General features: G+C 61.9%; 15 protein-coding genes. 9 read left to right on the top strand and 6 right to left on the bottom strand.

All coding sequences use genetic code 11. The features are described 5' to 3' along the window. The first annotated feature begins 4 nt into the window (after positions 1-4). The 7 genes from mltB (at position 5) to ACQRBT_RS27280 (ending at position 6,450) form a co-directional block, all read left to right on the top strand. Positions 5-1,015 (top strand): lytic murein transglycosylase B, encoded by a 1,011-nt coding sequence (gene mltB, locus ACQRBT_RS27250; protein ID WP_060754727.1) that lies wholly within the window; start codon positions 5-7, stop codon positions 1,013-1,015. After that, positions 1,015-2,016 carry a septal ring lytic transglycosylase RlpA family protein gene (locus ACQRBT_RS27255; RefSeq protein ID WP_412047082.1) on the top strand — a complete coding sequence of 334 codons (1,002 nt, stop codon included), beginning with the start codon at positions 1,015-1,017 and terminating at the stop codon, positions 2,014-2,016. The genes mltB and ACQRBT_RS27255 overlap by 1 nt, the downstream gene beginning before the upstream one ends. A 182-nt stretch (positions 2,017-2,198) precedes the next feature. Beyond that, on the top strand, positions 2,199-3,356 hold the full coding sequence (locus ACQRBT_RS27260; protein WP_060754725.1) for a D-alanyl-D-alanine carboxypeptidase family protein: 1,158 nt from the start codon (positions 2,199-2,201) through the stop codon (positions 3,354-3,356). A gap of 84 nt (positions 3,357-3,440) precedes the next feature. Continuing rightward, the gene (locus ACQRBT_RS27265; protein ID WP_060754724.1) at positions 3,441-3,716 is read left to right on the top strand and encodes a DUF493 domain-containing protein; all 276 of its coding nucleotides are present in this window, start codon (positions 3,441-3,443) and stop codon (positions 3,714-3,716) included. After that, positions 3,716-4,363: a lipoyl(octanoyl) transferase LipB gene (gene lipB / locus ACQRBT_RS27270; protein ID WP_060754723.1), complete on the top strand. Its 648-nt coding sequence runs from the start codon at positions 3,716-3,718 to the stop codon at positions 4,361-4,363. The genes ACQRBT_RS27265 and lipB overlap by 1 nt, the downstream gene beginning before the upstream one ends. Before the next feature lie 26 nt (positions 4,364-4,389). Further along, entirely contained in the window at positions 4,390-5,391 is a 1,002-nt protein-coding gene (gene lipA, locus ACQRBT_RS27275; protein WP_161548486.1) for a lipoyl synthase, read from the top strand. 138 nt (positions 5,392-5,529) lie between these two features. Continuing rightward, the gene (locus ACQRBT_RS27280; protein WP_244700714.1) at positions 5,530-6,450 is read left to right on the top strand and encodes a S66 peptidase family protein; all 921 of its coding nucleotides are present in this window, start codon (positions 5,530-5,532) and stop codon (positions 6,448-6,450) included. A 118-nt stretch (positions 6,451-6,568) separates the two neighbouring features. Here the strand turns inward: ACQRBT_RS27280 and ACQRBT_RS27285 are convergent, their stop codons facing one another. From ACQRBT_RS27285 to leuS, 5 genes are all read right to left on the bottom strand, one after another. Next, positions 6,569-7,894: a lytic murein transglycosylase gene (locus ACQRBT_RS27285; RefSeq protein WP_412047081.1), complete on the bottom strand. Its 1,326-nt coding sequence runs from the start codon at positions 7,892-7,894 to the stop codon at positions 6,569-6,571. A gap of 61 nt (positions 7,895-7,955) precedes the next feature. After that, a complete protein-coding gene (arfA, locus tag ACQRBT_RS27290; protein WP_003176285.1) occupies positions 7,956-8,120 on the bottom strand; it encodes an alternative ribosome rescue factor ArfA in 165 nt (54 codons plus the stop codon). A gap of 116 nt (positions 8,121-8,236) precedes the next feature. After that, on the bottom strand, positions 8,237-9,274 hold the full coding sequence (gene holA / locus ACQRBT_RS27295; protein WP_090365653.1) for a DNA polymerase III subunit delta: 1,038 nt from the start codon (positions 9,272-9,274) through the stop codon (positions 8,237-8,239). A gap of 39 nt (positions 9,275-9,313) precedes the next feature. After that, on the bottom strand, positions 9,314-9,919 hold the full coding sequence (gene lptE, locus ACQRBT_RS27300) for an LPS assembly lipoprotein LptE (protein ID WP_060754718.1): 606 nt from the start codon (positions 9,917-9,919) through the stop codon (positions 9,314-9,316). Positions 9,920-10,007: 88 nt separating this feature from the next. Further along, entirely contained in the window at positions 10,008-12,614 is a 2,607-nt protein-coding gene (gene leuS, locus ACQRBT_RS27305) for a leucine--tRNA ligase (RefSeq protein WP_412047080.1), read from the bottom strand. 260 nt (positions 12,615-12,874) lie between these two features. Between leuS and ACQRBT_RS27310 the strand changes: the two genes are divergently transcribed. Together ACQRBT_RS27310 and ACQRBT_RS27315 are read left to right on the top strand one after the other, a co-directional pair. Continuing rightward, positions 12,875-13,198 carry a hypothetical protein gene (locus ACQRBT_RS27310; RefSeq protein ID WP_060754716.1) on the top strand — a complete coding sequence of 108 codons (324 nt, stop codon included), beginning with the start codon at positions 12,875-12,877 and terminating at the stop codon, positions 13,196-13,198. Between the two features lie 102 nt (positions 13,199-13,300). Then, positions 13,301-14,062, top strand: a complete 762-nt coding sequence (locus ACQRBT_RS27315; RefSeq protein ID WP_244385031.1) for a YdcF family protein — start codon at positions 13,301-13,303, stop codon at positions 14,060-14,062. 48 nt (positions 14,063-14,110) lie between these two features. On the opposite strand, the gene lnt is transcribed toward ACQRBT_RS27315, so the two are convergent. Next, positions 14,111-15,634 (bottom strand): apolipoprotein N-acyltransferase, encoded by a 1,524-nt coding sequence (gene lnt, locus ACQRBT_RS27320; RefSeq protein WP_412047079.1) that lies wholly within the window; start codon positions 15,632-15,634, stop codon positions 14,111-14,113. Position 15,635: the final 1 nt, after the last annotated feature.

Raw genomic sequence — 15,635 nt, forward strand, 5'->3', positions numbered from 1 at the left:
GTCAATGCAAGTAATGCGCGGCTGGGCGACTCGGCACGCGTCCTGGATGGGCCTGGTCGGGCTGCTGGGCGCGACGCAGGAGGCGCTGGCCGGTGACTACGATGGTTCACCGCAGGTTGCCGAATTTGTCGGTGAAATGACCCGCGACTACGGTTTCGCTGGCGAACAGCTGATGGGCGTGTTTCGCGAAGCCCAGCGCAAGCAGGCGATCCTCGACGCGATCTCGCGCCCCGCCGAACGCGTGAAGCAGTGGAAGGAATATCGTCCCATGTTCCTCACCGATGCCCGCGTGGCGCGTGGCGTGGACTTCTGGCGTCAGCATGAGGCCGTACTGGCCCGCGCCGAACAGGAATACGGTGTGCCGGCCCAGGTCATCGTTGCGATCATCGGCATTGAAACCTTCTACGGGCGCAATACCGGCAGTTACCGGGTGATCGACGCCTTGTCGACCCTGGGCTTCGATTACCCGCCGCGCGCCGAATTCTTCCGTAAGGAGCTGCGCGAATTTCTCTTGCTGGCTCGCGAAGAGCAGGTTGACCCGTTGACCCTCAAGGGCTCCTATGCCGGCGCAATGGGCCTGCCGCAATTCATGCCGAGCAGCTTCCGGGCTTATGCGGTGGATTTCGACGGCGACGGCCACATCAATATCTGGAGCAACCCCGACGACGCGATTGGCAGCGTGGCCAGCTACTTCAAGCGCCATGGCTGGGTGGCCGGCGAACCCGTGGTGATCCGTGCCGATGTGACCGGCGATCGCGCCGATGAAGGCCTGACCCAGGGTATCGAGCCTGCCAAGACGGTCGGGGAGTTGCGGGCGCTGGGCTGGTCGAGTCAGAATGCGCCACGCGATGATATGCCGGTGACGGCGTTCCGCCTGGAAGGTGAAAATGGCCCGGAATACTGGATGGGCCTGAAGAATTTCTACGCAATCACGCGTTATAACCGCAGCGTGATGTACGCCATGGCCGTGCATCAGCTGTCAGACATGCTGGTCCAAGCACGGGGCAACAAGTAATGCGGGTATCGCCGTTCAATAAACCGCTCAAGCTGGTGGCGTTTGCCGCGTTGTCCTTGCTGGTTGTCAGTTGCTCCTCCACGACCAGTCGCGCACCCGCGTCGAAGGGCGGGGCTATCGTCCGCGCCCAGCCGGGCCTGGACATCAACCGTGCGCATAAAGATGGCGCACCGTGGTGGGATGTCGATGTTTCGAAGATCCCGGACGCCACCCCAACCCTGCACACCGGCCCGTACAAGGCCAACCCCTATACCGTGCTGGGTAAAAACTACTTCCCGTTGCAGGACTCCAAGAGCTACTCGCAAACGGGCACGGCGTCCTGGTACGGCACCAAGTTCCACGGCCAGAACACTGCCAATGGCGAAGTGTATGACCTGTACGGCATGAGCGCGGCCCACAAGACCTTGCCGCTGCCCAGCTATGTGCGGGTGACCAACCTGGACAACAATCGCACGGTGATCCTGCGGGTCAATGATCGGGGGCCGTTCTATTCCGACCGGATCATCGACCTGTCCTACGCGGCCGCCAAGAAGCTCGGTTATGCCGAGACCGGCACGGCGCGGGTGAAGGTTGAAGGTATCGACCCGGCGCAGTACTGGGCCCAGCGTGGCAAGCCGGCGCCGTTGATGCTCAACGAACCGCAGACGCCACAGCCACAGGTCACCGCTTCGGCCGGCAAGATCGAACAGTGGACGCCGCCGCCGGCGCAGCACGCACCGGATACCGTGATTGTACCGCGTGCCGCACCCGGCGCCTCGATGGCCGGCGGGCAATACCTGCAAGTGGGCGCTTTCGCCAACCCGGACGCGGCGGAACTGCTAAGGTCGAAACTCAGCGGTATGGTCAGGGCGCCGGTATTCATCAGCTCCATCGTGCGTAACCAGCAGACCCTGCACCGTGTGCGCATGGGCCCGATCGGCTCGCCGAGCGAGGTTGCGCAAGTACAGAACAGCGTGCGTCTGGCCAACCTGGGGCAACCCAGCGTGGTCACCGCAGAGTAAAAGTAAGGGATTGATGGCTTGGGCCCGCACGCGGGTTCGAGCCTTGGTTGTTGGCTCGTTGAACAATAAAAACCCAGGGGCAAGGGGTGAGCGGGCAACCGAACACGCGACAGTCTGGAAGCGGGCTGTCTGAATAGTTTTGCCCGCGAGGGCAAGTTTTTATAAGCAATTTCGAGAGACGGATGAACATCACCACCTTAGCCAAACGCACGTGCCTGCTTCTTTCGCTGATCATCACCCCGGCCGCCTGGGCGGCTGAGATGGTGCCGGCTTCCCCGCAACTGGCCGCCAAGGCCTGGGTCCTCATGGATGCCGCCAGCGGCAACGTGCTGGTCGAGAGCAACGGTGACGAACGCCTGCCACCGGCCAGCCTGACCAAGCTGATGACGGCTTACATCGCGACCCTGGAAATCCGTCGCGGCCAGATCGGCGAGAACGACCCGGTGACCGTCAGCGAAAACGCCTGGCGTACCGGCGGTTCGCGGATGTTCATCAAGGTGGGTTCGCAGGTGACTGTCAGTGACCTGCTGCACGGCATCATTATCCAGTCCGGTAACGACGCCAGCGTCGCCCTGTCCGAGCACATCGCCGGCAGCGAAGATGCATTCGCCGACCTGATGAACAAGACCGCCGGCGACCTGGGCATGACCAATAGCCACTTCATGAACCCGACCGGCCTGCCGAACCCTGAGCACTACTCCTCGGCGCATGACATGGCGGTACTGGCTCGTGCCATCATCCGTGTCGACCCGGTTCACTACGCGATCTACTCCCAGAAAGAATTCTTCTGGAACAACATCAAGCAGCCTAACCGCAACCTGTTGCTGTGGCGTGACAAGACCGTCGACGGTCTGAAAACCGGCCACACCGACGAAGCCGGATACTGCATGGTGTCGTCCGCTGTACGTGATGGCCAGCGTCTGATCGCTGTAGTCTTCGGTACCAACAGCGAGCAGGCCCGTGCGGCCGAGACGCAAAAACTGCTGACTTACGGCTTCCGTTTCTTCGAAACCCAGACCTTCTACAAGAAGGGTGCCGAGCTTGCGACCGCGCCGGTATGGAAAGGCGCAACTTCCCAAGTCAAGGCCGGCCTGGCTGAAGACCTGACCCTGACCATGCCGAAAGGCCAGCTGAAAAAGCTCGCTGCCAGCATGACCATGAACCCGCATCTGGTTGCGCCAATCGCCAAGGGCGACGTGATCGGTAAGGTCGAAGTGAAGCTGGACGACAAAGTGGTGCACAGCGCCGACTTGATCGCTCTGGACGCCGTCGATGAAGGTGGTATCTTCCGCCGCGTGTGGGATAGCATCCGTCTATTCTTCTACAGCTTGTTCAACTGATAGTGTGCACCTGCAAAGCCCCGTGTCGACCCGACACGGGGCTTTGCCCGTCGCCACGGCTTACGCTTACGAGGCCGTTACGCCATGACCGATAAAGAAGTAAAGGCGCCAAAGATCGAATTCCCAGTGACTGATTATCCAGTCAAAGTGATCAGCGATACCGGTGTAGGCAACAAGGACAGGATTCTCGAGATCGTACGTAAACACGCCACGATCAACGACAACCGGGTGGACGAGCGTTCGAGCACCAACGGTAAGTACACCACGATCCAATTGCACATCGTTGCGACGGATCAGGACCAGCTCTACAACATCAACAGCGAACTGCGGGCCACCGGCTTCGTACACATGGTGCTGTGATGTCGCAGGTCCTGGGCTTTCGCGAGCTCGGCCGGATGGACTACGAGCCCGTCTGGCATGCCATGCAGCGCTTCACCAACGAACGCGGTACTTCGGCTGCCGATGAAGTCTGGCTGGTGGAACACCCGCCGGTGTTCACCCAGGGCCAGGCCGGCAAGGCCGAGCATCTGCTGCTGCCGGGTGATATTCCGGTGGTGCAGGTCGACCGAGGTGGCCAGGTGACTTACCATGGGCCTGGTCAACTGGTGGCTTACCTGCTGCTGGACGTACGCAAGCTGGGTTTCGGCGTACGCGATCTGGTCAGCCGCATGGAGGCTTGCCTGATCGAGCTGTTGGCCAGTTACGGCGTGACGGCCGCGGCCAAGCCCGATGCGCCGGGTGTGTACGTGCAAGGCGCGAAAATCGCTTCGCTGGGGCTGCGTATTCGTCATGGGTGTTCCTTTCATGGCCTGGCCCTGAACGTGGACATGGACCTGGCGCCGTTTCGCCGGATCAACCCGTGCGGTTACGCCGGGCTGGCCATGACCCAATTGAGCGAGCATGCCACACCGATTAAATTTGCCGAGGTAAGTGCCCGGCTGCGTGCGCAGCTCGTCAAACACCTCGACTATGCTGAGCAGACGACCCTGACGGGCGGAATCGACTGATTATGACTACTGATGCAGTGCAAACCATGATCCCGACGGTGGACGTTACCGAACGTCCGGCCCCGGCCCCGCGTGCCAAGGTGGAAGCCGGCGTCAAGCTGCGCGGCGCCGAGAAGGTTGCACGCATCCCGGTGAAGATCATCCCGACCACCGAACTGCCGAAGAAACCTGACTGGATCCGCGTGCGCATCCCGGTTTCCCCGGAAGTCGACCGTATCAAGTCCCTGCTGCGCAAGCACAAGCTGCATAGCGTGTGCGAAGAGGCCTCCTGCCCGAACCTGGGCGAATGCTTCTCCGGCGGCACCGCCACCTTCATGATCATGGGTGATATCTGCACCCGTCGTTGCCCGTTCTGCGACGTTGGCCACGGCCGGCCGAAGCCATTGGACGTCAACGAGCCGGAAAGCCTGGCCATCGCCATCGCCGACCTGCGCCTCAAGTACGTAGTGATCACTTCGGTAGACCGTGACGACCTGCGCGACGGCGGTGCCCAGCACTTTGCCGACTGCATTCGTGAAATCCGCAAGCTGTCGCCGAACGTGATGCTGGAAACCCTGGTGCCGGACTACCGCGGCCGTATGGACGTAGCGCTTGAAATCACCGCTGCCGAGCCGCCGGATGTGTTCAACCACAACCTGGAAACCGTGCCACGCCTGTACAAGGCTGCACGTCCTGGTTCGGACTACCAGTGGTCGCTGACCCTGCTGCAGAAATTCAAGCAGATGATGCCGCACATTCCGACCAAATCCGGCCTGATGCTCGGCCTGGGCGAGACGGACGAGGAAGTGATCGAAGTCATGAAGCGCATGCGCGAGCACGACATCGACATGCTGACCCTGGGCCAGTACTTGCAACCGTCGCGCAGCCACCTGCCGGTGCAGCGTTTCGTGCACCCGGACACCTTCGCCTGGTTCGCCGAGGAAGGTTACAAGATGGGCTTCAAGAACGTGGCTTCCGGCCCGTTGGTACGCTCCTCGTACCATGCCGATGAGCAGGCCAAGCTGGTCAAGGCAAGCCTGGTTTCCTGATAGGGATTCAGACCCAATGTGGGAGGGGGCTTGCTCCCGATAACGGAGTATCAGGCAGCTTATGTGCTGCAGATGTACCGCTATCGGGAGCAAGCCCCCTCCCACATTTCGTTGCGTGTCAGTTAGGGAGAGTTGTGTATGACCGTAGCCGTTCCAGCCCTGCGTTCCGAAGGCACCATTGCCCTGATCGCACCCGCCGGCCCCGCCGCGCTGGATGTCGAAAAAGCCGGCCAGTGGATGCGTGCCCGCGGCTACCAGCTGCGAATCTTTCCTGGGGTCTACGAGCGCGACGGCTACCTTGCCGGCAGCGATAAAACCCGCCTCAACGATCTTCACAAGGCGTTTGCCGACCCTGACATCGACGCGATCTTCTGCCTGCGCGGCGGCTACGGCACGCCCCGGCTGCTCGATAGCATCGATTTCGACCTGCTACGCACCCACCCCAAGCCTTTCGTGGGCTATAGCGACATTACCGCGCTGCACCTGGCAATCAGCCGTTACGCGGGGTTCGTGACCTTCCATGGCCCCATGCTCAATGCCGACCTGTTGGGAGGCAAGCTGCCACCTACCGAGTCTTCATTGTTCGCCATGCTGCGCGGCCAACTGGGCACCGGCAGCGTGCTAGCGCACCCGGTGGCCTACCCGTTGAGCACCGTCTCGCCGGGCATTGCCTGCGGGCGCTTGCTGGGCGGCAACCTGTCGATGATCGCGGCAGTGATGGGCACGCCTTACGAGATCGAGGCTGAGGGCATCATCCTGTTGATCGAAGACGTCAACGAACCCCTTTACCGGATCGACCGGCTGCTGACCCATTTGCGCCTGGCAGGCAAGTTGGCCCAGGTCGCCGGCGTGCTGGTGGGGGATGTCGCCGGGGTGGATCAAGCGGCGTTAGAGCGCCTGCTGAAGCAGACCTTCGAGCCGCTGTGCATTCCGGTGCTGTCCGGCTGGCGCAGTGGGCATTGCGATCCGAACCTGACACTGCCGATGGGCGCGTTGGTGCGGTTGGATGCGGGGGAGCAGCGGGTGGTGTTGGAACAGGATGTGGTGTTTAAACCCTGAAACCGCCATCGGGAGCAAGCCCCCTCCCACAACGACGGTGTTCACAAATTCAGATATGTGAATACAGCCAGTGTGGGAGGGGGCTTGCTCCCGATGGCGCCAGTCGCCATAAGCCGATCTATCGGCCCTGCAACGACTCCAGCAGCTTCACCGTCGGATACCCATCTGCCGGCCAGCCCAATGACTGCTGCGCCGCGCGAATGGCCTTGCGCGTATTCGCGCCGATGATCCCGTCTGCGTTGCCCGCGTCATAACCCTTGGCGCTGAGCACTGTCTGCAAATCTATACGCTGGGAGCGGCTCAGCGGCAGCTCGTCCTTAGGCCAGCTGCCAAGGATCACACCTGCTCCGGTAAACCGCTGCGACAACAAGCCCACCGCCAGCGCATAGGATGAAGAGTTGTTGTACTTGAGGATTGCCCGGAAGTTATCCAGCACCAGGAATGCCGGGCCTCGATAACCGGCCGGCAGCAGCAGGGCGGCGGAGAGTTGCTCGACATTCGGCGGCATACTGCTGCCGGGCGGCAGTTGGATACCCAGCCGCATCCATTCGGCGACGGTCTTGCGGATGCCTCCGTCGGCCAGGCTGTAGTCGAAGTTGGCTGGCAATTGCCGTACTTCAAAGCCCCACGGCTGGCCGCGCTGCCAGCCGGAGCTCTGCAGGTAATGGGCGGTGGAGGCGAGGGCGTCGGCCGGGCTGTTCCAGATGTCGCGGCGACCGTCGCCGTCGAAGTCGACCGCGTGGGTGTTATAGGTGGTCGGGATGAACTGGGTCTGGCCCATGGCGCCGGCCCAGGAGCCTTTCATCTGGTCGGCAGCGATATCGCCATGCTGGATGATTTGCAGCGCCGCCAGCAGTTGGGCCTGGGCGAACGCCGGGCGACGGCCTTCATAGGCCAGGGTCGCCAGGGAGCGAATCACCGAATTGTTGCCCTGGAACTGGCCGAAGTTGCTTTCCATGCCCCAGACGGAGACCAGTGCTTGGCGATCAACGCCGTAACGCTCCTCGATGCGTTGCAGGATGTCGGCGTATTTGATCAGCAAGGCCTGGCCATTACGTACACGCAGCGGCGACAGTGCACCGTCGAGGTATTCCCATACCGGGCGGGAAAACTCTGGTTGGCTGCGGTCGGCGCGGATAACCGCCATATCGGGAGTGACCCCGGCAAAGGCGTTATCGAACACCGCCGGCGTGATGCCGGCCTTCAGGGCTTCGGCACGAAACCCGGCCATCCACTCGGCAAAGGTTTGGGTCGGCTGGATATCGAGATTGTCCACCGCCAACGGGGCCACCACTGCGGGCGCTACGGCCGGCGCGGTCTGGAGTTTAGGCAGGGGCTGGGCATCTGCGGCGGTGGGTTTTTCCGCGCAGGCGACAAGCAGAATGAGGCTGGAGGCAGCGATCAATTGGCGAAGGTGCCAACGACGGGAAAGACTAGAGGGCATGCACAGGTCCAGGAATTACAGATCAGGTGCAGACCTTATCATGCCGGAGGGGCGCTTGCCTTCAGGCAGCCAGAAAGTAAGAAGCCTCCCAGCTATTAGACTGGAAGGCTTCGCGGCGGTAACTGCCTTTGCCCTTGCCAGCGCGTTCCTGACGGCTGCGGAACAGTGGCTGGGCGATGATGGATTTGGCCTTGTTGGGGCCATGCTTGGATGGCTTTTTGCTCATGGTGGGTACTCTCGTTGGGGGGAAGAAGCGGTGCAAATAATCTGCCGAAGTTGTGCGGCTGTAAAGCCTGAGAAGTTTCTTGGAATGTAAGCGCAGTCAAAATCTGCGAAGGACGGTTATTCGGCGGGAAGGCTGAGCCGCTGACCCGCCATCAACAGCGACAAGCGACTCAGGCTCATCCACGGCGAACCTGCCGCCTGGCCCTTGATCTGCGCGTCAATGCGTTGTGCCTCCAGCAATAACTGCGCCCAGCGTTGCGCCGAGTGCCGTTGCAGGGCTTTGCTCATCAGGGGTTTGCGTTTGTCCCAGACGGGTGGCTTGGCTTGGCTGAAGGCTCTGTCCAGGGGCGTACCCTGGCTGTATTGCAGGGCAATATTGGCCAGCACCCGTAGCTCCCGGGCCAGGGCCCAGAGAATCACCGGCGGTTCGACGCCTTCACCGCGCAACCCTTCGAGCATGCGCAGGGCGTGGGCGGGCTCACCGTTGAGGATCGCATCCACCAGCCCGAATACGTCGAAGCGCGCGCTGTCAGCCACTGCGCCTTGCACGGTTTCGACGGTGATCTGCCCATCCTCGGCCATCAGCTTGAGCTTTTCGATTTCCTGGGCGGCGGCAAGCAGGTTGCCTTCGACCCGCGCAGCGATCAGCTCGACCGCGTCTTGCGTCGCCGACAGCCCCGATTGGGACAACCGTTGACGAATCCACTGGGGCAACTGGTTGCTGTCTACCGGCCAGATCTGGATGAACTGGGTCTGCGCACCCTCAACCAGCGCCTTGCCCCACTTGGTCTTCTGCGCACTGCCATCGAGCTTGGGCAAGCTGATCAGCAAGACCGTGTCTTCGGCGGGGCGTGAGCAGTATTCCATCAAGGCGGCTGCGCCCTTGTCACCGGGTTTGCCCGAAGGCAGGCGCAGTTCCAGCAGGCGTTTTTCGGCGAACAGCGACATGCTCGCGCCGGCTTGCAACAACGTCCCCCAGTCGAAACTGGCATCGGCGCTGAACACCTGGCGTTCATCGAAGCCCTGCTGGCGCGCAGCCACGCGGATAGCGTCGGCGGCTTCCTGGCACAGCAGCGGGTCATCCCCACTGACGATGTAGACAGGCGCGAGGCCACTTTGCAGGTGTTTGGCGAGTTGAGCGGGAGCGAGTTTCATAGGCAGGGCGAACGGGGCGCCTGGGGCGCCCCGTATGGCTTACTCGGCAGGGACTTCAACAGGCGATTGTTTCGGCGTGTTGTCTTCATACTCCTGCGCGGCTTTCAGGGCATCGGCGTCAGCCTTGGCCTTGTTGTCAGCCGTCTGTTGCAGGGCTGCCAGTTTTTCCGGGGTCAGCTGTTGCAGGCGGACCATCAGACGCTGGATCAGCTCACGACGCATTTCCTTGCGCACCTGGATAATTTCCGAGTCCGAGCCCACCAGGTTGTTGCCGTCGTGGCTGACGACCTTCTGCACTTCAACCTTGTCGCCCATCAATGGCAGTTGATCACGGCCACGCAGTTCATACACGACTTTGGTATTCAGCTCGATGTCCGACGCACGACCGGCGCTGGCGTAGCTGAGGTTACGCTGGGTTTCCTGCTCGTCGATCAGGTTCAGCTTGTAAGTCGCACCTTCGTAGACGTGCACACCGCTGTTTTCCAGGGTCTGGCGCAGTTGCTTGACGGTCTCACCGTAGGCGTTGCGGGCGCTGACGTCGAGTTCCTTGAGTGACAGCTCGTTGGTGCCGGTACCGCGCAGCTGGAAGCCGCAAGCGCTCAGCAGCACGGCAAGGCCCATTACCAGCAGGTTGCGTTTGATCATTTTGTTGCTCCCCTTGAAACCATGTGGGCCCTATCGAGGCCCTGAAGGCTTTGTTCGGCGCAGGGCCCAAGCCCTGCGCCCGATCCGATTAGCTAGCGACGATATTGACCAGTTTGCCCGGCACTACGATCACTTTGCGGATCGTCAGGCCTTCGGTAAAGCGCAGCACGTTTTCGTTGCAACGCGCCGCCGCTTCAACTTCCTCGCGAGAAGCGCTGGCCGGCATGTCGATCTGGCCGCGCAGTTTACCGTTGACCTGGATCACCAGTTGCAGCGTGTCCTGTACCAGGGCGCTGTCGTCCTGCACTGGCCAGCGTGCATCGATGACCGCGTCGCTGTGGCCCAGGCGGCTCCACAGTTCGTGGCTGATGTGCGGCGTGATCGGTGCCAGCAACAGGGTGACGGTTTCCAGGCCTTCCTGGATCAACGCACGGTCCTGTTCGGTGGCTTGCGGTGCTTTTTCCAGCACGTTCATCAGCGTCATCACCTGGGCGATGGCGGTGTTGAATTTGTGGTTCTGGCCCACGTCCTGGCTGGCTTGGCGGATAGCCAGATGAGTGCTGCGGCGAACGGCTTTCTGCTCATCGCTCAAGGCTGCAACGTCCAGCTTGCCCGGCAGGCCCTGGCTGACATGGGCGTGCGCCAGGCGCCAGACGCGCTTGAGGAAGCGGTGTGAACCTTCGACGCCCGAGTCGGACCATTCGGCGCTCATGTCGGGCGGCGAGGCGAACATCATGAACAGGCGGCAGGTGTCGGCGCCGAACTGGTCGATCATCGACTGTGGGTCGACGCCATTGTTCTTCGACTTGGCCATCTTCTCGGTGCCGCCGATTTCCACCGGCAGGCCGTCGGCTTTCAGCTTGGCGCTGATCACCTTGGCTTTGCTGTCGCGTTCAAGCTCGACGTCCGCCGGGTTGAACCAGGTGTAGGCGCCATTGGCTTCGCGGCGATAGTAAGTCTCGGCGATCACCATGCCCTGGGTCAGCAGGTTCTTGAACGGTTCATCGGAGCTTACCAGGCCTTCATCGCGCATCAGCTTGTGGAAGAAACGCGCGTACAGCAGGTGAAGAATGGCGTGTTCGATACCGCCGATGTACTGATCCACCGGCAGCCAGTGGTCGGCCGCGGCCTTTTCCACCAGGCCGCCCTCATAGTGCGGCGAGGCGTAGCGGGCGTAGTACCACGAGGACTCGACGAAGGTGTCCATGGTGTCGGTTTCACGCTTGGCCGGCTGTCCGCATTTCGGGCAGTTGCACTCGTAGAACTCGGGCATGCGCGCCAGCGGCGAACCGGCGCCATCCGGCACCACGTCTTCCGGCAGTACCACCGGCAATTGGTCTTCCGGCACCGGTACATCACCGCAGCTTTCGCAGTGGATGATCGGGATCGGGCAGCCCCAGTAGCGCTGGCGGCTGATGCCCCAGTCGCGCAGGCGGAACTGGGTGCGCGAGGCGCCGAGGTTTTTCTTGATCAGGGCGACTTCGATGGCGTCGAAAGCGCCCTGGAAATCCAGGCCGTCGAACTCACCGGAGTTGATCAGCGTGCCGTGCTCGCCATAGGCGTCTTGCCACGGGGCCGGGTTGGTGTCGCCGGAACTGGTGCGCACCACGGATTTGATCGGCAGGCTGTACTTGGTGGCGAACTCGAAATCGCGTTCATCGTGCGCCGGCACAGCCATTACCGCGCCGTCACCGTAGTGCATCAATACGTAGTTGGCGACCCACACCGGCAGCTTCTCGCCGGTCAGCGGGTGTTCGACGAACAGGCCGGTTGGCAGGCCTTTCTTTTCCTGGGTGGCGACGTCGGCTTCGGCCACGCTGCCGCCTTTGCATTCGGCGATGAATGCCTGCAGCTCAGGGTTGTTCTGCGCGGCCTGGGTGGCCAGCGGGTGTTCGGCGGCGACGGCAACGTAGGTTGCGCCCATCAGGGTGTCCGGACGGGTGGTGAAGACTTTCAGTGCGCCCGCTTCGCCGATCGAACCGACGTTGTACGGGAACTGCACTTCCATGCCCTTGGATTTGCCGATCCAGTTGCGCTGCATGGTCTTGACCTGTTCCGGCCAGCCCGGCAGGTCGTCAAGGCTCGACAGCAGTTCATCCGCGTAGGCGGTGATCTTGAAGTAGTACATCGGGATTTCGCGCTTTTCGATCAGCGCGCCGGAACGCCAGCCGCGACCGTCGATGACCTGCTCGTTGGCCAGTACGGTCTGGTCGATCGGGTCCCAGTTCACGGTGCCGTTCTTGCGGTAGATCACGCCCTTTTCGAACAGGCGCGTGAACAGCCATTGTTCCCAGCGGTAGTAGTCCGGCTTGCAGGTGGTCACTTCGCGGGACCAGTCCACCGCCAGGCCCAGGCTGCGCAGCTGGGTCTTCATGTAGGCGATATTTTCGTAGGTCCACTTGGCGGGCGCCACGTTGTTTTTCATCGCGGCGTTTTCCGCCGGCATGCCGAAGGCGTCCCAACCCATGGGTTGCAGGACGTTCTTGCCGAGCATGCGCTGGTAGCGGGAAATGACGTCGCCGATGGTGTAGTTGCGCACATGCCCCATGTGTAGCTTGCCGCTGGGGTAAGGGAACATCGATAGGCAGTAGTAAGTCTCCTTGCCTGGCTGTTCACTGACTTCAAAGGACTTTTGCTCGTCCCAGAAGGTTTGGGCGGCATTTTCTATTTCACGGGGCTGATATTGTTCGTGCATGGCTACTTTTGAACTGAATAGGGGTGGCCTAATCCTCTTCGGTACAACATTCAGGTGATCGACGCCAAAAAGCGGCGCGTCTGTGCCCAAACCCTGCGGGAAGTGGAGTTACAGGAAGCGCCGTAGCATACATGACCCCACTCTATCGAGGGAAACCCTGATTGCGCGGTCGAGGCCGTCTGTCGCGGCGCTGGGCAGGCACAGTCACGCAGACTACGCTGTTTATTGGGGAGCAAGTATTTCTTCAATGAGGTGAGGGGATGGGTGAATCGCAGCGAACCTTAACGAAACCGCAATTGTATGAAGGGCTGATCGACCGTTTGGGTCGGGCATTGGATGCTGCAAAAACCGCAGGCCGATTGCGTGATGAGCGGCCTCTGGAACTGGAGTTGCGAGGCTTGAGCCAGGCTGAACTTGAACTGATCAAGCGCTACCTGGAATTGAATCAACATCGCGCCTCTTCTGGGCAGGCTTCCCCGCCGTCCCAGTCTCAAGAGCCGACGCGTTCAGCCAAGGTGATCTGGCTGAAGGACCTGTCCGCCGGGCGGGCAGGCGACAAACTCAAGGCGGTGAGGTGCAAGTGAAATAAACCGCGTGTCTGTCGTTGGTTTTTCTCGGAATGTGCTGGTAAGGATTGTCGCTGAACCCCGTTGCATCTAGGCTTCGGGCATCTTAGGAGATGCCCGATGCCTTTTCGTTATTTCATCAAACAACTATTGCTGCCGCCCGGCATCTTCTTGCTGTTGCTGGCGTTCGCCTGGTGGGTTCGTCGCAGCCGCCCGCGCCTGGCAGGGTTTTGCTTTGCCCTGGGTTTGGGGGGCATGTGGCTGATGAGCCTGCCGGTGATGGTGCAATGGGGAGCGCATGCGCTGGAGACCGAACCACCCCTGGCCCGTGAAGAGTGGGCGAGCCTGGCGCAACGGGCCGATGCGATTGTGGTACTGGGTTCGGGGCGCGAGCGCGGTGACTCCGCATGGGGAACTGACCAGCCGACCGGGATCGGGTTGGAGCGCGAGCGTTATGCCGCACGTCTGGCCAAGGCATCCGGCTTGCCGGTGTTGACCAGCGGCGGCTTGCACTACGGCACGCCGCCCAGCGAGGCCGAGCTGATGGCTGTGTCGATGCAGGATGACTTTGGCGTCACCGTACGCTGGAAGGAAGAGCGTAGCCGTACCACCTGGGAAAACGCACAGATGAGTGCCGAGATCCTGTTGCCCCAGGGCATCAAGCGCGTCGTCGTAGTGACCCAGGCCTGGCATATGCCGCGTTCGGTGTGGAGCTTCGAGAAGGCCGGTTTCACGGTGGTGCCGGGGCCGGTGGGGTTCCTTGGCATAGACAATGCGCGACCGCTAGGAGGCTGGATGCCCGAGTTCAAGTCGGTGTGGCAGAGCGGGCAGTTGCTCAACGAGGCCGTGGGGCAGGTAGGGTATCGGTTGTTCTACCGATAACACCGCAGATCAAAATGTGGGAGTTAGCAAGTCCCCTCCCACATTCGGTTAGAGCGCCTTGGACATCCGGCCGGCCAGCAGCGCCCAGCCAAACAGCAGCACGCACACGATGATCAGCGGCCACGAACGCCATTGCAGGTACGGCGTCAGGTTGTGCATCGGCACGACCTCTCCGTAGAGAATCCCGCGTTCGAACTGTGGGATCTGCGCAGTGATCTGCCCGAATGGGTTGATCAGGCCGGTCACGCCGTTGTTGGTGGCGCGGATCATCCAGCGACCGGCTTCCAAAGCCCGCATCTGCGCCATTTGCAGGTGTTGCAATGGGCCGATGGAGCGGCCGAACCACGTGTCGTTGCTGATGGTCAGCAGCAGGTCGCTCTGGGCCGCCAGGCCTGCGGCAAACTCCGGGTACACCACTTCGTAGCAAATGAACGGCGCAACGTGATAGCCCTTGGCCTGGAGCATGGCCTGGTCAGAAGGGCCTCGGGCGAAGTCCGACATGGGCAGGTCGAAGAAGGCGATCAGCCCGCGCAACAGGTCTTGCAGCGGCACGTACTCACCGAAAGGCACCAGCTTTTGCTTGAGGTAGGTGCCGTCGCCTTCGCCCACAACCGTGATGCCGTTGAAGTAGCGCTTCTCGTGATGGACTTCCTGGCGAATCGGTACGCCGGTAATCAGCGCGGAATTCCGCTCGGCGGCGAACTTGCCCATCATGCCCAGGTAACCCTCGACGGACTCCTTGAGCACCGGTACAGCGGTTTCCGGCCAAATCAGCAGGTCGGTGCGCTTGGCGCTGAAGCTCATGTCGCGGTACAGCGCCAGCTGCGCATTGAGTTGCTCGGGGTCCCACTTCATGCTTTGTTCGACGTTGCCCTGGATCGCGGCCACGCTCAGTGGCGCGCCGGCAGGGCTGGTCCAGGCATGGTGTTTAAGTGCAAAGCCGACGGCCCATGGCCCAACCAGCAGCACCAGGCCCGCGCCGATAAAAGCGTTGCGCTTGCCCGCCAACAGGCGGGGCAGGTTGCACAGCAGGGCCGCCGTGAGTGCCAGGGCAAAGGAAATCAGCCACATGCCGCCCAGCGGGGCGAGTCCGCTGAGCGGGCCGTCGAGCTGGCTATAGCCGGAGTACAGCCACGGGAAGCCAGTGAGGAACCAACCGCGGAACGCTTCCTGGCCGACCCACAACGCAGCAAAGGCCAGCGCGTCCGCCAGCGGCGCCTCATTACGGCGCAGCCAGCGTGCCCATAGCCACGCGGGCAGGGCGAAGAACCAGGCGATGGCGGCGGTGAACAGCAGCATCAGGAAGCCGGCCAGCAGCGCCGAAGCGCCGCCAAAGTGGTGGATGCTGTAGTAGATCCAGCTGGTGCCGGCGCCAAACAGGCCGAAACCGAAACACCAGCCACGGCCCAGGGCCTGGCGTGGCGTCAGTTCCCGGAGCCCGACATAGAACAATCCGACGGCCACCAGGGCAAACGGCCACAGGTCGAAGGGTGCCAGGGCCAGGGTGGTGACGGCGCCGGCCACCACGGCCAGCAAGTTACCGGGCCAGCCGGGGGCGATCAAGCGGCGCATA

It is taken from the genome of Pseudomonas sp. R19M, assembly GCF_050312585.1.
GTDB lineage: Bacteria > Pseudomonadota > Gammaproteobacteria > Pseudomonadales > Pseudomonadaceae > Aquipseudomonas > Aquipseudomonas palleroniana.

Bases quoted from the DNA above. Each gene is read 5' to 3' on its own strand.
- mltB (WP_060754727.1), top strand. From the start codon at position 5: ATGCAAGTAATGCGCGGCTGGGCGACTCGGCACGCGTCCTGGATGGGC.
- ACQRBT_RS27255 (WP_412047082.1), top strand. From the start codon at position 1,015: ATGCGGGTATCGCCGTTCAATAAACCGCTCAAGCTGGTGGCGTTTGCC.
- ACQRBT_RS27260 (WP_060754725.1), top strand. From the start codon at position 2,199: ATGAACATCACCACCTTAGCCAAACGCACGTGCCTGCTTCTTTCGCTG.
- ACQRBT_RS27265 (WP_060754724.1), top strand. From the start codon at position 3,441: ATGACCGATAAAGAAGTAAAGGCGCCAAAGATCGAATTCCCAGTGACT.
- lipB (WP_060754723.1), top strand. From the start codon at position 3,716: ATGTCGCAGGTCCTGGGCTTTCGCGAGCTCGGCCGGATGGACTACGAG.
- lipA (WP_161548486.1), top strand. From the start codon at position 4,390: ATGATCCCGACGGTGGACGTTACCGAACGTCCGGCCCCGGCCCCGCGT.
- ACQRBT_RS27280 (WP_244700714.1), top strand. From the start codon at position 5,530: ATGACCGTAGCCGTTCCAGCCCTGCGTTCCGAAGGCACCATTGCCCTG.
- ACQRBT_RS27285 (WP_412047081.1), bottom strand. From the start codon at position 7,894: ATGCCCTCTAGTCTTTCCCGTCGTTGGCACCTTCGCCAATTGATCGCT.
- arfA (WP_003176285.1), bottom strand. From the start codon at position 8,120: ATGAGCAAAAAGCCATCCAAGCATGGCCCCAACAAGGCCAAATCCATC.
- holA (WP_090365653.1), bottom strand. From the start codon at position 9,274: ATGAAACTCGCTCCCGCTCAACTCGCCAAACACCTGCAAAGTGGCCTC.
- lptE (WP_060754718.1), bottom strand. From the start codon at position 9,919: ATGATCAAACGCAACCTGCTGGTAATGGGCCTTGCCGTGCTGCTGAGC.
- leuS (WP_412047080.1), bottom strand. From the start codon at position 12,614: ATGCACGAACAATATCAGCCCCGTGAAATAGAAAATGCCGCCCAAACC.
- ACQRBT_RS27310 (WP_060754716.1), top strand. From the start codon at position 12,875: ATGGGTGAATCGCAGCGAACCTTAACGAAACCGCAATTGTATGAAGGG.
- ACQRBT_RS27315 (WP_244385031.1), top strand. From the start codon at position 13,301: ATGCCTTTTCGTTATTTCATCAAACAACTATTGCTGCCGCCCGGCATC.
- lnt (WP_412047079.1), bottom strand. From the start codon at position 15,634: ATGCGCCGCTTGATCGCCCCCGGCTGGCCCGGTAACTTGCTGGCCGTG.